Origin of the sequence: Bacillus sp. FSL M8-0277 (assembly GCF_037975305.1) — a bacterium.
Classification (GTDB): domain Bacteria; phylum Bacillota; class Bacilli; order Bacillales; family Bacillaceae; genus Bacillus; species Bacillus pumilus.
Genome location: NZ_CP150255.1, coordinates 2,510,320 through 2,525,109, shown reverse-complemented (window position 1 = coordinate 2,525,109; position 14,790 = coordinate 2,510,320). Strand labels below are relative to the sequence as shown.

The 14,790-nt window shown below is 39.9% G+C and carries 17 protein-coding genes and 1 tRNA gene; 15 read left to right on the top strand and 3 right to left on the bottom strand.

What is annotated here, in order from left to right:
- The first annotated feature begins 116 nt into the window (after positions 1 to 116).
- The 7 genes from MKZ05_RS12730 (at position 117) to MKZ05_RS12700 (ending at position 4,772) form a co-directional block, all read left to right on the top strand.
- Positions 117 to 557, top strand: coding sequence for a MarR family transcriptional regulator (locus MKZ05_RS12730; RefSeq protein ID WP_003216546.1), 441 nt, complete (start codon positions 117 to 119; stop codon positions 555 to 557).
- A gap of 7 nt (positions 558 to 564) precedes the next feature.
- Positions 565 to 1,383: a glutamate racemase gene (gene racE, locus MKZ05_RS12725; protein WP_339160319.1), complete on the top strand. Its 819-nt coding sequence runs from the start codon at positions 565 to 567 to the stop codon at positions 1,381 to 1,383.
- A gap of 101 nt (positions 1,384 to 1,484) precedes the next feature.
- Positions 1,485 to 2,546, top strand: coding sequence for a GerMN domain-containing protein (locus MKZ05_RS12720; protein WP_003216461.1), 1,062 nt, complete (start codon positions 1,485 to 1,487; stop codon positions 2,544 to 2,546).
- A gap of 151 nt (positions 2,547 to 2,697) precedes the next feature.
- Entirely contained in the window at positions 2,698 to 3,426 is a 729-nt protein-coding gene (gene rph, locus MKZ05_RS12715; RefSeq protein ID WP_003216792.1) for a ribonuclease PH, read from the top strand.
- 10 nt (positions 3,427 to 3,436) lie between these two features.
- Complete coding sequence (locus MKZ05_RS12710) at positions 3,437 to 4,039, top strand: XTP/dITP diphosphatase (RefSeq protein ID WP_181185471.1); 603 nt, start codon at positions 3,437 to 3,439, stop codon at positions 4,037 to 4,039.
- 14 nt (positions 4,040 to 4,053) lie between these two features.
- On the top strand, positions 4,054 to 4,578 hold the full coding sequence (locus MKZ05_RS12705) for a metallophosphoesterase (protein ID WP_339160318.1): 525 nt from the start codon (positions 4,054 to 4,056) through the stop codon (positions 4,576 to 4,578).
- 120 nt (positions 4,579 to 4,698) lie between these two features.
- Positions 4,699 to 4,772: transfer RNA gene (locus tag MKZ05_RS12700), tRNA-Arg, on the top strand.
- Positions 4,773 to 5,110: 338 nt separating this feature from the next.
- Here MKZ05_RS12700 and MKZ05_RS12695 read toward each other — a convergent pair.
- From MKZ05_RS12695 to MKZ05_RS12685, 3 genes are all read right to left on the bottom strand, one after another.
- Positions 5,111 to 5,449: a hypothetical protein gene (locus tag MKZ05_RS12695; RefSeq protein WP_113387203.1), complete on the bottom strand. Its 339-nt coding sequence runs from the start codon at positions 5,447 to 5,449 to the stop codon at positions 5,111 to 5,113.
- A gap of 19 nt (positions 5,450 to 5,468) precedes the next feature.
- Positions 5,469 to 7,025 carry a T7SS effector LXG polymorphic toxin gene (locus MKZ05_RS12690; protein ID WP_339160317.1) on the bottom strand — a complete coding sequence of 519 codons (1,557 nt, stop codon included), beginning with the start codon at positions 7,023 to 7,025 and terminating at the stop codon, positions 5,469 to 5,471.
- Positions 7,026 to 7,161: 136 nt separating this feature from the next.
- Complete coding sequence (locus MKZ05_RS12685) at positions 7,162 to 7,350, bottom strand: hypothetical protein (protein ID WP_212046193.1); 189 nt, start codon at positions 7,348 to 7,350, stop codon at positions 7,162 to 7,164.
- 240 nt (positions 7,351 to 7,590) lie between these two features.
- Here MKZ05_RS12685 and MKZ05_RS12680 point away from each other — a divergent pair, with 240 nt between their 5' ends.
- The 8 genes from MKZ05_RS12680 (at position 7,591) to dltD (ending at position 14,775) form a co-directional block, all read left to right on the top strand.
- Positions 7,591 to 7,755: a hypothetical protein gene (locus MKZ05_RS12680; protein ID WP_162531759.1), complete on the top strand. Its 165-nt coding sequence runs from the start codon at positions 7,591 to 7,593 to the stop codon at positions 7,753 to 7,755.
- A 408-nt stretch (positions 7,756 to 8,163) separates the two neighbouring features.
- A complete protein-coding gene (locus MKZ05_RS12675; RefSeq protein WP_339160316.1) occupies positions 8,164 to 8,805 on the top strand; it encodes a DUF4241 domain-containing protein in 642 nt (213 codons plus the stop codon).
- Positions 8,806 to 9,020: 215 nt separating this feature from the next.
- Entirely contained in the window at positions 9,021 to 10,247 is a 1,227-nt protein-coding gene (locus MKZ05_RS12670; protein WP_339160315.1) for a DUF1668 domain-containing protein, read from the top strand.
- Between the two features lie 253 nt (positions 10,248 to 10,500).
- Positions 10,501 to 10,650: a teichoic acid D-Ala incorporation-associated protein DltX gene (locus MKZ05_RS12665; protein ID WP_024427820.1), complete on the top strand. Its 150-nt coding sequence runs from the start codon at positions 10,501 to 10,503 to the stop codon at positions 10,648 to 10,650.
- A gap of 14 nt (positions 10,651 to 10,664) precedes the next feature.
- Entirely contained in the window at positions 10,665 to 12,170 is a 1,506-nt protein-coding gene (gene dltA / locus MKZ05_RS12660; protein WP_050943631.1) for a D-alanine--poly(phosphoribitol) ligase subunit DltA, read from the top strand.
- Positions 12,167 to 13,351: a D-alanyl-lipoteichoic acid biosynthesis protein DltB gene (gene dltB, locus MKZ05_RS12655; protein WP_050943632.1), complete on the top strand. Its 1,185-nt coding sequence runs from the start codon at positions 12,167 to 12,169 to the stop codon at positions 13,349 to 13,351. Before dltA ends, dltB begins: the two co-directional genes overlap by 4 nt.
- 21 nt (positions 13,352 to 13,372) lie before the next feature.
- Positions 13,373 to 13,609 carry a D-alanine--poly(phosphoribitol) ligase subunit 2 gene (gene dltC, locus MKZ05_RS12650; RefSeq protein WP_003216498.1) on the top strand — a complete coding sequence of 79 codons (237 nt, stop codon included), beginning with the start codon at positions 13,373 to 13,375 and terminating at the stop codon, positions 13,607 to 13,609.
- A complete protein-coding gene (gene dltD / locus MKZ05_RS12645) occupies positions 13,609 to 14,775 on the top strand; it encodes a D-alanyl-lipoteichoic acid biosynthesis protein DltD (RefSeq protein ID WP_268459525.1) in 1,167 nt (388 codons plus the stop codon). Before dltC ends, dltD begins: the two co-directional genes overlap by 1 nt.
- The last annotated feature ends 15 nt before the right edge of the window (positions 14,776 to 14,790 follow it).

Genomic DNA, 14,790 nt, shown 5'->3' with positions numbered 1-14,790 from the left:
ACCGGTTATTTCTATATGGTTTCCATGAGTCTCTTCTTGCATTTTCTCTGAAAAACGAGGAAAATAGGAATGTACGTTTTAATCAAAGTGAGATGCTATAGTGAGGTATCAATGAAATGGAAACGAATGAGTTCGACCATGTAGCAGAGATTGAAAAATCATTGCGCCATATTGCTGCAATTATTAAGCAAAAAGGCAGAGAAATCCTGAATCAATATACGATTACACCTCCTCAATTTGTAGGGCTTCAGTGGCTTTATGAATTCGGAGATATGACAATAGGTGAGCTATCACAAAAGATGTATTTGGCTTGCAGTACAACCACCGACTTAATTGATCGAATGGAAAAAAGTGAACTTGTCGAACGAGTAAAAGATCCTTCTGACCGCCGCGTGGTTCGCATTCATTTATTGCCTGAAGGCGAGCGGATCATTCAAGAAGTGATTGTTAAACGCCAAGAATACGTCAGTGAACTTCTAGGGGCTTTCTCAGAAGAAGAAGCCATCGTTTTCAACCAATCCTTAACGAAACTACAGCAGCAAATGAAAAGAAAATGAGGCGATTTTGTTGGATCAACCAATCGGCGTCATTGATTCCGGCGTCGGCGGTTTAACCGTTGCAAAGGAAATCATGAGACAACTGCCAAAAGAAAAAATCATTTACGTAGGCGATACAAAACGGTGCCCGTATGGCCCTCGGAAAGAAGAAGAGGTTCTTCAATATACTTGGGAAATGGCAAACTACTTATTAAGACATCATCATATTAAAATGCTCGTCATCGCATGCAACACAGCGACGGCGATCGCACTAGATGAAATCAAAGGAACGCTTGATATTCCGGTCATTGGCGTGATTCAGCCCGGCGCCCGCACAGCCATCAAGGTGACAAACAATCAGCAGATTGGTGTCATTGGTACAGCCAATACGATCAAAAGCGAGGCATACAAAGAAGCTTTGCTATCCCTAAAAGCAGGACTAGCGGTTCAAAGTCTGGCATGTCCGTTGCTTGTTCCCTTTGTGGAAAGCGGGACGTTTTTAGATCAGACAGCAGATGAAGTGGTGAAAGATTCCCTTGAACCGATGAAAGAAACAGGAATTGATACACTCATTCTTGGCTGTACACACTATCCAATTTTAAAAGAGTCGATTCAGCGCTTTATGGGCAGTGATGTGAGCATCATTTCATCAGGGGACGAGACAGCGAGAGAAGCAAGTACGATTCTTTCCTATAAAGGGCTGTTAAATACCTCTAAAGAAGCGCCTGTTCATACATTTTATACAACAGGGCAGCAGCAAAATTTTGAAAACATCGCTCGTGACTGGTTTGGCTACCTGCCAGGGAAGGTCGAAACCGTATCACTCGAACACGTCTATCAGCAATAACCCCCTTCTATTTGAAGTGGGTTATTTTTTTATGAAAAGGGTCTAATCCGCAGGAGGAGCTCGTATACATAGTAGTACAAACTACTAGAGGAGGGTGAAGTATGCTGAAAAAAGGATCTACAGCAGCTGTGACGTGTATCGCGTCAGCCATGCTTTTGTCAGGATGCGGATTGTTTCAAACAGACCAAGCGAAAACAGAGATTGACCCGCCACAAAACGTCACATATGTGAAAGAAAATAAAGAAGATAAACAAACAGCGAAAGAAGGAAAAGAAGAGAAGAAGGCAGATACAGTCATGAGAGAATTATATTTAATTGATAAAAACGGGTATGTCGTTTCTCAATCCATTCCACTGCCGAAAAATGAGGGGAGTGCCAAACAAACCTTAGAATACCTCGTGGACGGAGGACCGATTTCTAACCTCATGCCAAATGGATTCCGGGCTGTTTTGCCGGCCGACACGAGTGTATCTGTCGACATTAAAGACGGAACGGCCGTAGTAGATTTTTCAAATGAATTCAAAAACTATAAAAAAGAAGACGAACAGCGCATCCTGCAATCGGTCACTTGGACGTTAACGCAGTTTGATTCTGTCGCCAAAGTCAAATTGAAAATGAATGGTCATGAACTAAAAGAAATGCCTGTGAACGGCACACCGATTTCAGATGATTTAAGCAGAGAAGACGGTATTAATATTCAGCACGAGGCTGCCGCTGATATGACATCGACAAAGCCAGTGACAGTTTATTACTTAGCTGAATCTGATGAACAGACGTACTATGTTCCTGTGACCAAAAGGGCGCCAAAAGATGAGGATGATCAAATTACAGCAGCCATTGATGAGCTCGTCTCTGGACCAAGCAAAAAAAGCCATTTGCTCACAGACTTTGATCAAGATGTAAAGCTGAATGATATCCCGAAAGTAAAAGACGGACATGTGACACTTGATTTCAACGAATCCATTTTCGGCAGCGCAGATGAAAAGAAAAAGGTGATTTCACAAAAAGTTCTTGATAGCATCGTGCTCACATTAACAGAGCTGCCGGACGTCAAAAGCGTATCCGTTAAGGTAAACGGCAAGGCTGAGCTTGTGAACGAAAAAGGAGCAGAGCTGACAAAGCCGGTTTCAAGACCAGAACAAGTGAATACAGGTAGTTTTTAACGGCACACATTGATATAATGGAGAAAAAGAGGCATGCATATTCGCTGCCTCTTTTTTATTCCAAGCGATTAGAACGAGCCGAGGTTGTCAAAGTTAGTAGGAGAACCCCGCTGGCATCCGCGCGGAATGTATATTGTAACGGAGGTAAATCATGAGATTAGATGAAAGACACTATGACGAATTAAGAAAAATTGAAATAGAGGCAGGCTACATTACGCATCCAGAAGGCTCTGTCTTAATCTCAGCGGGCAATACGAAGGTGATTTGTAACGCATCCATCGAAGACCGCGTACCTCCTTTTTTAAGAGGACAAGGAAAAGGCTGGATTACAGCAGAATATAGCATGCTTCCAAGAGCAACCGCTCAAAGAACCATTAGAGAATCATCTAAAGGAAAAGTGACAGGACGTACAATGGAAATTCAGCGATTAATTGGACGAGCACTCCGTGCAGTCGTTGACTTAGAAAAGCTTGGCGAACGCACGATTTGGATTGACTGTGATGTCATTCAAGCAGACGGGGGCACACGCACAGCATCTATTACCGGTGCTTTTGTCGCCATGACGCTTGCGATTCAAAAGCTTCGAGCAGAAGGTGTCATCAAACAAAACCCGATCACTGATTATTTAGCGGCGATATCCGTCGGAATTGATTCTCAGCAAGGTCTTCTGTTAGATTTAAATTATGAAGAAGATTCTTCAGCTGAAGTAGATATGAATGTCATCATGACAGGCGCTGGACGCTTTGTTGAACTTCAAGGCACAGGCGAAGAAGCGACATTCTCAAGAGAACAGCTAAACGGACTGCTTGATTTAGCCGAAAAGGGCATCAAAGAATTAATCGAAAAGCAAAAAGCAGTGACAGGAGAAGTCATCGAATAAAGAGAAGGGTTTGATCAGGATGAAAACAGCCATCATTGCAACGCACAATGCGGGCAAAGCGAAAGAATTCAAAGCCATTCTTGAGCCAAAAGGATTCACGGTCAAAACACTAGCAGACATCGGCTTTACTGAAGAGATTGAAGAAACAGGACAAACCTTCGAAGAAAATGCCATCATCAAAGCCGAGGCGATTCAAGCCAAAGCAGGTGAAATGGTCATTGCAGACGATTCCGGTTTGTCGATTGACTATCTTGGCGGAAAACCTGGCGTATATTCAGCGAGATACGCTGGTGAACATAAAAACGATGCTGAGAATGTAGAAAAAGTGCTGAGCGAGCTTCAAGGCATTGAAAAAGAAGACCGTACAGCTAGATTCAGATGTGCCCTTGCTGTCAGCATACCGGGTAAAGAAACAAAGACGGTAGAAGGATCAGTAGAAGGCTTCATCGCAGAGGAACCAATCGGCGAAAACGGCTTCGGATACGACCCGATTTTCATCGTCAAAGACAAAGACCAGACGATGGCTGAATTATCACCTGAGGAGAAAAACAAGATCAGCCATCGAGCGGTCGCGCTTCAAAAGCTTTCATCACTGCTAGACGCAAATGAATAAGGGGGAATGAAGCCATGAAGATACTCATCATTAGTGACAGTCATGGACTCACAGACGAACTTCAAACCATTGCCAAACGGCATGCGGCTGAAGTCGACATGATGATTCACTGCGGAGATTCAGAACTCGACACGAACCACCCAGCTCTCGAAGGATACAAAGTCGTCAAAGGAAATTGTGACTTTATGGGCGATTTTGCAGAAGAGCTCCTGCTCCCACTGGATGGAGGCGGAAAACTATTTCTCACTCACGGACATCTGCATGGCATCAAACAATCCTTGCTTCAAGTCTACTACCGTGCAGAAGAGCTAGGCGCAGATATCATCTGCTTTGGTCACTCGCACATCCCAGGCAGTGAGCTGCTAAGAGGAAAACTGCTCATTAACCCAGGCAGTGTGCACCTGCCAAGAGTGCGTAAAGAGCGCAGCTACGCTATACTGACACTAGATGGAAGCGAAGCAAACGTACAGTTTTTCACAGACGAAGGTCAAGCCATACAAGACCTCGAAAACACTGTCACATTGGAAGGTATTTCATAAGGGTGCAGCATTTGCCCCTTATGAAAAAACTTTCGAAAAACCGTTGACTTTAAAGAACAATAGTAATATAATAAATCTTGTCGGTGAGGTACTCACCAACAGAACACTACATAACAACATGTCCCAGTAGCTCAGCTGGATAGAGCAACGCCCTTCTAAGGCGTCGGTCGGGAGTTCGAATCTCTCCTGGGACGTACTAATGTAAAAGCCTGAAATCCTTGATATGAAAGGATTTCAGGCTTTTTTGTTTCTTGGAATATAAGTTCGTTTATCGCTTCAAATTAGGGTTTTGGGAGCGGGTTGGGGGCGAATTTGTTTTTAAGTATTTCCGTTCCCTATTTTTGTATCAAAGAAGCTATCAAGATGGGTGGCTGATTTCTGATTAGCTTCTTCAATGACTATGAACGTAAATGGATCAAAATCAAAAATGTATAAATTGAAAATGGGCTTATATGTAGGGTTGCTACTTAATATATTGAGGTAAAGCAAAAACAAACGAAAAGCCCTTCCAATTTGGAGGGGCCTTCCTTTGTTAATTATCACTGTCCAATTCCCATAATTTTTGACCGTCTGCTAAATATACTGCATTTGGTGTATCTTTATAAAGAGATATTTCTACTAATGAGCTTTTTCCTGTACTAATCCAATCATATATACTGCTTTCGTTATGAGTAGGCTGGGTCAAAACTTCTATTACCCTAAAAGCAACAGCATAGTATTCTGTATAATTTACATCATCGTCCTCTAAACCATTATCTGATTCATAGAGTGTGTCTGGTTTACCAACGATCTTTAATCCATTTTTCCAAACTAATATAAGTTCTTTCCCTCCATTTTCATCTAATGTTTTTATTAAAGAGTTATATTCCATAGTTAATCATCCTTTTCATTCATTCTAATGGTTTTGAAGGGACTATATGAGCACCGTTTTTTGAATAATGGATAGTACCTCTTGTAGTCTCTATATATTTCCCGGTTTTTAAGTCATAGGTCTGTCCTATTTTTTGACCGAAATTGACAACTTCCCTTCCATTTACCATCATTTCTCCTTTACCAGCATATTTATCAAGCAATTCTTGTGCTTTTTTATTGTCACCGTAAAAGATGCTTTTTTTCTTTCCATTAGCTAGCTCCTGTTTATAGTTAGGTGCATCAGGAATATGTTTCTCTTGAGCTCCTGGTTTTACTTTTGCAGGGAAACCATTTACTTCACGATACGGACCTTTTGGTACGGAGTGTTTGCCGAAGGAAGGTGTTTTGACAATCTTCTTGGCTACTTTCTCTCCTTTCATGATTTTAAAAACGTATTTTCCAACTTTAGCGATTTTAGCTCCTGGTATCATGTACAAGCTTGATACTAGACGGTCCATGTCAGCGACTTTGTCACCTGTTACAGGATCTCTCCCTGTGATGACTCGAATTGCATCATTTATTCCTGTAAATTCAACCGCCGTATTTAAGATGTTTGAGGTTTGTTCAACCGTTTTCACATCAGAAATCTTTGTGATGCTTTCAATATTCACTTTGTTTTGATCCGATATTCGTAACCGATACAGCATTCCATCTCGAATAACTTCAACTGTTTTGGCATTTGCGAAGTCAATCTTTTCATTTGTATTATATACTTTTCTATTTACGAACACGGCGTTTTGATTGATTTTATTAGATGGTTTCTTCTTCACAACCGTATCCACATTCGATCGCTCTTTTTCATTCAGCTTCTTGAGCATGATCATCATTGGGTTTTCTTTAGGGTTGTCTATTTTTTCATTCAATCCGTTGATGGTGCTCTTGATTTTTTCTTCTTTTCCATCTTTGAAAATAGAGCCCTTTTGATAACTGGTCATCTCAATTTTCGGGCCAGTGAACATCGTACTTAAAGTGTCTATGTATTGCTTCATTGTGTGAAGGGAACTTTTTGTTTCATTTAGTGCACTTGTTTGTTCTCTGTCAAAAGCATGAAGTAGCCCAATGGTTTTGGACGTCTCAAGCCATGCTTTTTGATAGCTTTGTTGGAAAGTAGATTCGTCTACATGAGGCAAATGCACAATATGGTTTACTCTGCCAATGGCTTGATTCACATCTGATACGATATCAGAAATGGCCCGTTCGGCTTTTTTTAACCCTTGGTCAAGCTCGTGTTCAATGAATGATTGAGAGATAAAACCATTCGGGTTTGATTCAAAAGCATGAAGTGCCTGTTTTGTCTTTTTTAGCGCACCACTGTATTCTTCAATGATGATCTGAAAGAATTGCAAAAAGGGAATGTGACACTCCAAATAAAAAGCTTTTATCGCTTGTCCAGCTTCTCCCTTTAATGCGCCATCCAAGGAGATGATTTGATTGATTTGTTTTTCTAGGGACTTAACATTCTGTAATTGCTGCTTCAACTTGTTCAGCGTTTGGTCAATTCCATTCTTCAACTCAAAGACGTCAAGGGTTTTCATTCCATTCTCCTTTAATTTCTCTACTCATTTACTTCCCTCTTTTTAATTCCAGTTGTTTTTGCTTTAATGTAGAAATTTGAGAGGGTTCACATAAAGAAAGGGAGCTGCATAAACGACAGCTTCCTAGACGAAGAGTTTAACTATTCTTTTTTCTGTAGTCTTTCACTAAGCTTGAAACCACTAAACCCATAACACTAAAAGCCACAATATAAAATAAAACATTTGTTACAGGTGTATCAATTTTTCCTAAGACCATCACAAGGGCGATAATAGCGCCGGGTAAAGTAATTAATAACATTTTGGATGGTTTGCTTTGCTGTGTCACTGAATGACCTCCTGGTTGATCCATTATCTAGGTATTTTAGTTAATTTTAGCATATAGAGATTATACGAACAATATAAGGGAGGGGAGAAACCCACTTATAGAGCGAAACAAAGGAAACCCACTTCTGCTTGTGGTCGAAATCAATCTAGACTTGCGTATATCTGATTTTGTGGAAATTATTTCAATAGAACCTTTTGTGTAATAAAATGTATATGATGTATACAAAGGGGTGAGATGGCGGTGAAGCATTTTTTAACGGCAATCGTAGTGGCTATCATTGTGGGGATCATTGTTTATGCTGCAGATGATCGTTTAAGTATGTTTCCGTTGATGCTGATTTTAGCGGTTGCGATCTATATCGTAAGCAGGATTAGCGAAACATTTATTAAGAGATATTCAAAATAAAATAGTTAATAACACAGCCCCTCCATTGGAAGGGCGTTTTTTAATGAACCTTCCATTTATTTTTAACTAATGAAAAAGACATCGCAAAGGGATAAATGTTCAAAAGAGAGAATATTCATTTTCCAACTAAAAAAATTAAAGTGTATAGTAGAAGGAGAACCCTCTCATAGAACTGTTTGGAGAAAAGTTATGAGGATACAAGAAGCTGGTTAGTCACGCGCTTTCAGGAGAAAGTTGATTTAGCGATCTTTTCTACTCGTTTTGGTGATGGCGTATACCCAAGCTTTTGGGGGATGGACGAGAATGGAGATGAAACTTGTCTCGTTACAGATTTTTTATTGACGGATTAAATGGGGAAAAAGCACATAATCCCAAACGCCCTAGAAAAACATTGAAAGGAATGGTCACTTGTACAACATCAATCCAACAAACCTACTATATGAAAATAGAGAGAAATCAAGCAGCTCAGAAGGTGATCAATTATTCGCCAAACAGTTAGGCCATATCGAGATCACTAGCGGTCATATCGTTGCATGTGATCCTTTTGTTTCTGAAGGAGACCAATCGTTTACGAGGAAGGTTGCTCTAGGAAAATATCCTATTCTACTTATAGTTAAGCGGTTGCAAAGCGGTGACGAACGCGTTGCCTATGCAATGGTCAAGTTCACAAACGAGCAAGCAACAGAATGGGAGCTTGCCACAAGAGCAGGGCAAGAACTCAATCAATTGAAAGAAGACGAGTTCTTCGGCTACGGTGTAAATACGGGAATGGGTTGTTTCATGGATGCGGAAGCAGCACGATATTTACAAGCTTATGAAGATAAACGATATAAAGAGGACAATGATTTCTATCTTTATGAAGAATTTGCAGAAGCCCTTGAGCAAAACTACAAGCACACATGGGACTGGCTCGTCGCCCGTTTTCATGACAAAGTGGACATTGCCATGTTTACAACAGGCTTCGGCGACGGGATGTATCCAAGCTTTTGGGGGCTAGATCAAAACGGAGAGCCTGCTTGCCTTGTGACGGATTTTTTAATAATGGACTGAGAAGAAACTCATGAAATCATGGGTTTTTTATTGTGTTCTTTGATTATAGACTCAGGCAGTTTTTGATTGAACCTATTATTTTAAGCGACTCTTTAGTAAGTTACTTTTTCGATGTTTTTTCTATTAATTTCTCTTTAAAAAGATGAATTATTCTATACAAATTAAAAAACACTCCGATAATGAAGAAGTAAGATAATGAAAAGGGAGTGTTATTTTTGAAAAAATGGATCGTCATGATGTTACTAGTAATTCTTTCATTCACACAGGTATTTCAAGTTGTAAATGCTGCTAAGGATGAATGGAATCAATTAGCTGATTTGCCAACAGCAAGAGTGGGAGCTGTAGCTAATGCTGTAGATGGGAAAATTTATGTAATTGGTGGGTTTAATGCGGACAAAGAAACGTTAGAATATGATCCATCTATAAATAAATGGACTAAAAAGAATAATATACCAACTGGAAGAGGGGGAGCAGCATCAGTAGTAGTAGGTTCAAAAATTTATGTCCTTGCTGGAAAACATACGGGTTTTACTTATAATAAGTTCGAAGTGTATGATACAAAAAAAGATGAATGGGAAACGCTACCTGATATTCCCTTTGTTAGCAAATCAAAAGGCTCTTATAACGTTCAAGCGGGTGTTATTGGAAATAAAATTTATGTACTAGGCGGTAAAGAATTTTTTAGTTATGATCTAACCAGTCAAACATGGAAAGAAGAAGCTCCTCTAAATGTTAAAATAGAAGGAGCAATCGGTCTAGTATTAGATGAGAAGTTTTATATCTTTGGCAAAAACGATAAACGTGAAGTTTTTGAATTTGACGCTAAAAAAGAAGTTTGGACTGCAAAGAAAAAAGGGTTTGTCAGTGGTTATTTGAATGGTGTAACTTATAAAAATAACATGATATTTCCCGGTAGTTCAACAAGAAGTTTAATTACATATGATACAGAGCAAGAAGAATTAGTTAGAATAGATGTGCCTTACCATAATATGCGTATAGGAGCTTCATCAGTAGTTATTGGAGACATGTTATACCTTTTAGGTGGTCGAGATTATAATTTGAATTATACAGAGACTGCAGACAAAAACTACAAATCTTTTATCTCTTTATCTTTAAAAGACCTAGAATTTCCAAACAATACAGAAACCCCGGGTGACAAAGACCCAGAACCAACCACACCACCAAAAGACGATGCAACAGATGAAGACGGAGATGCTCTCCTCATCATCACTATGGTCAATGGATTGCAAAAAGAGTATGACCTCTCCATGAAAGAAGTCAACGGCTTCCTATCCTGGTACAAAAAGCGTGATGCCGGAGAAGGACCAGGGTTTTATGAGATTGACGAGCATGACAACAATAAAGGTCCCTTTGAAAGTAAAAAGGATTATGTGGTGTTCAAAAATATTCTCATGTTCGAAGTCAATAAATATAAGAAGTAATTAAAATCAAAGCCATCTAGGTAAACTAGGTGGCTTTTGTGTTTATTCGACAGCTTTCACCAATTTTAAGGCAAATTTAAGCTCGGATTTTATTTCAAATGTATTAAATCTTTGTTACAATAAGACAGCTTTGCCAAAAGAGACGTTCCAAGGTTCGACATCTTTTTTCATGATTTCTTAAAATTTTTATGTTTTGATATGAAACTCTTTTAATGATTCATGCGTCTCTATAAGTGTCAAAAGAAAAGAGGTTATCAATATGCTATTCAAAAAGCTATCAGAAAATAAGTCTGTAAAATGGATAGGATATACGAGCTTTTACTTACTTATTTTGCTATTATTGTTCTTTATTTACGGATTCCACACAGCTAATACGGGATCATTCATTTACAACGATTTTTAATTGGAGATTAAACTATGAAACTATTACACACGATTCAAGAATACCAACAAACGAAACCAACACAGCCAGCATTTGTTTCTCAACATGCTTCGATCACATATGATGAGCTTTGGCATCTATCAGACCAAATGGCTGGTGCCATAGATGCAGTCGCTACAGATAGTGCACCTGTCATTGTATACGGTCATATGGAGCCAGAGATGCTCATTTCTTTCTTAGGCAGTGTGAAATCAGGTAGACCATACATTCCGGTCGACATCTCAATCCCTGCCGAGCGTATCGTCTCAATTATTGAAAGCTCAAAAGCCAGTCTGTTGATTTGTGCAAATGAGCTGAATGTACTAGATGTAGAAGAACACATTGAAGTGAAAAGTGCGGCATCTCTTTTAGCTCTTGAAAAAGAAGCACCGCCATCCTCGCAGTGGGTTCAACAGGATGATGTCTTTTACATCATTTATACGTCTGGCAGTACCGGAAAACCGAAAGGCGTTCAGGTAACAGCCAATAATTTAGAAAGCTTTACAGAGTGGATGTGCCGAGACTTCCCAATTGGCGGGGGACGCACGTTCTTAAATCAAGCACCATTTTCTTTTGACTTATCAGTGATGGATTTGTATCCAGCGCTTCAATCAGGCGGCACGCTTTACTGTTTAGTGAAAGATCTAGTGAATAAGCCGAAGGATATGTTTGCAGCACTTGGTCAATCTGACGTTGAAGTGTGGACATCAACACCTTCCTTTGTGCAAATGTGCTTAATGGACCCTTCCTTTACAGGGGAGCTTTTACCAGAGTTGAAAGTTTTCTTGTTCTGCGGAGAGGCACTTCCTGTATCTGTAGCAAGTGCGCTCCTTGAGCGTTTTCCAAAGGCGCAGGTCTTTAATACGTATGGTCCGACTGAAGCAACTGTTGCGATCACATCGATTGAAGTCACGCAAGCGATTCTTGATCAGCACGATTCTTTACCAGTCGGCTACGCCAAACCGGATACAGATATCGTTATTTTAGATGAAGAAGGCAATGCACTTCCTGACGGTGAAAAAGGGGAAATTGTCATCGTGGGGCCAAGCGTCACGAGAGGTTACTTAGGTGAACAAGCCTTAACAGATAAAGTGTTCTTTGAATACGAAGGACGCCCTGCTTACCGTACAGGTGACGCAGGTGTGACGCAGGATGGTTTGATTACATGCCACGGCCGTCTGGACTATCAAATTAAGCTGCATGGATACCGAATGGAGCTTGAAGAAATTGAATATCATGTGAGTGAGACAACGTATGTCAATGCTTGTGTGATTGTGCCGTTCCAGCCAAACGGTCATGTGGAGTACTTAATTGCAGCCATTGTTCCAGCAGCGCATTCTTTTGAAAAAGAATATCAGCTGACAAGTGCAATTAAGAAAGAAATGGCGGATTCACTGCCTGCGTACATGATTCCAAGAAAGTTTGTCTATCTTGAGCAGCTATACATGACGCCAAACGGGAAGGTTGACCGTAAAAGAATCGCGAAAGAGGTTCTTCTATGATTCCGTTTAGTTCATTCTTTTTCTTCATTCTAATTGGTGTTCTTCTTTTGCCGACGATCATTCTTGGTCTTCGCGGCAAAAGAATGCAGGGCTACAACATGTTTGCAACGGTTGTGGCACTCGCCCTTATTTTCTCTAAGGATGCACATGGCGCGCTGCTGCTTTTCTTGTTTACAGTGTGGCAAGTCTTGATCATCCGCCTGTACCTTTCGTACCGGTTGAAAGCGAATCAAGCGTCTGTTTTCTATATGGCAGTGGTGGCATCGATTTTGCCGCTAGTGCTATCAAAGGTTTTACCGTTCTTTTTAACTCATCAGCCGCATCAACCGCCGCCAATGAACTGGCTGAGCTTTTTAGGGATCTCGTACTTAACATTTAAAGGTGTTCAGTTAATTATCGAGACAAGAGACGGCTTGATTAAGAAGAAAATGCCGATTCATCGTTTGGTCTATTTCATTGTCTTTTTCCCGACGATTTCATCAGGTCCGATTGATCGTTACCGCCGGTTTGAAAAGGATATGGATACGCCCCCTGAAAAGGAAGCGTACAGTGATCTTCTATACGCCGGTATTCATAAAATTTTTATCGGCTTCTTATACAAGTTCATTATTGGTTATCTGATTCACACGTATATTCTCATGAATATTCATCACATTAGCAGCAGTCACTTTGTTCAACAGTTAACATATATGTATGCGTACAGTATGTATTTGTTCTTTGACTTTGCTGGTTATACAGCATTTGCTGTTGGTGTGAGTTATATGATGGGCATTAAATCACCAGAAAACTTTAACAAACCGTTTATCAGCCGGAACATTAAAGACTTCTGGAATCGCTGGCACATGTCCCTGTCCTTCTGGTTCAGAGACTACGTGTTTATGAGATTTGTGTTCTTTATGACAAAAAAGAAGTGGATCAAGAACCGTATGGCAGTATCAAATATTGGGTACTTTGTCCTCTTTCTATTGATGGGTGCTTGGCATGGTCTAGCACTTCAATATATTATTTACGGACTATATCACGCAGTTGTGATGTCCGGTTACAATTTATTTGAGAAATGGAATAAAAAACACAAGTGGTGGCCGGATAATAAGGTCACAATGGTTGTGTCGATCATTATTACATTCCATGTGATTTGTTTCGGATTTTATATTTTTTCAGGAAAACCATTTCATCATTAATGATTAAGGGAGTAGAAAATTATGGAATTTAAAAATCAAGTATACGGTATTATTGCAGAGGTTTGTCAGGATGACGTTGTGAAAGAAAATCCAGAGATTGCAATTTTTGACGAAGGTCTTCTAGATTCATTTGGTACAGTAGAACTGCTTATGGCAATCGAAAGTCAACTTGGAATTACTGTTCCGATTACAGAGTTTGATCGTGATGTGTGGGATACACCGAATCACATTGCTGAGCAGCTGGCAGAGATGAAGTAATGAAAAAGCGTTTTTTTGGGCCGCTTATTTTAGCGGCTGTTCTATTCATTGGTGTTCTTCTTGTACCAAATGCATGGCTCTCACATATGATCCCAAAAGACAAATTACAAAAGTCAGCCACAGAATTAGATCCGGGGATGTTCCAAGGGCTTTATTTACAAGACGAAATGCTAAAAGATCCAACTTATTTGCCGATCTATGGATCTTCTGAACTATCACGTTTTGATCCATATCACCCTTCAAATTTCTTTCATGAGAATCCTCAAGGGTTTACACCTTATCTTATTGGAAAAGGTGGATCGCAATCATTAATTCATGCGATGAACTTTGCAGCGCATATGGATGAATTAAAAGGGAAGAAGCTTGTGTTTATCGTGTCCCCGCAGTGGTTTGTGAAATGGGGATCTGACGAAAATCACTTTGCACCGAACTATTCAGCGCTTCAAGCACTGAATCTCGCTTATAATAAAGAAATTGATCCAGCTGTGAAAAAAGAACTGATCAAGAGAATCATGAAGTTTAAAGCAGTGAAGAACGACATGGTCATCACAGAGCTTTTTAAAGCAGAGCTTTCTGGGAACAAATTCGCTTATGGCGCGATTTCTCCTATTGCAAAAATGTATTATGGCATGCTTCAAAAGAAAGACATGTACTATACAATTGGATCGGGACATGAACGTAAGCTTCAACCGTCTCCATCAGTCAAAGGAAAAACATGGACTGAGCTTGAAAAAGAAGCAAGTGTCTTAGGTGCGGAAAAAGCAGGGAACAACCCGTTTTATATTAATCAAAAACTGTTTGACCGCAAGCTGAAACCGATCATGAAAAAGATGAAAGATTCCCGTGAAGGTCATTCTTATGCGGAATCACCAGAATACAAAGATTTTCAAATCATGCTGGATATTTTAAAACAGGCAGGGGCAAAGCCTTTGTTTGTGACGATTCCTGTTAACGGAAAATGGTATGATTATACCGGTTTTCCGAAAGAGGGACGTACAGAGTATTATGAGAAAATCAATCGTCAAATACGCGATAACGGGTATGAAGTCGCAGATTTGACTAAGCATGAGTACGATCCTTATTTCTTTAAAGATACGATTCATGTGTCTTATAAAGGATGGGTGTACATCGATAAGGCAATCGAAAAGTTTTACAAAGAGCAGTAGAATGCAGCAGCTTTC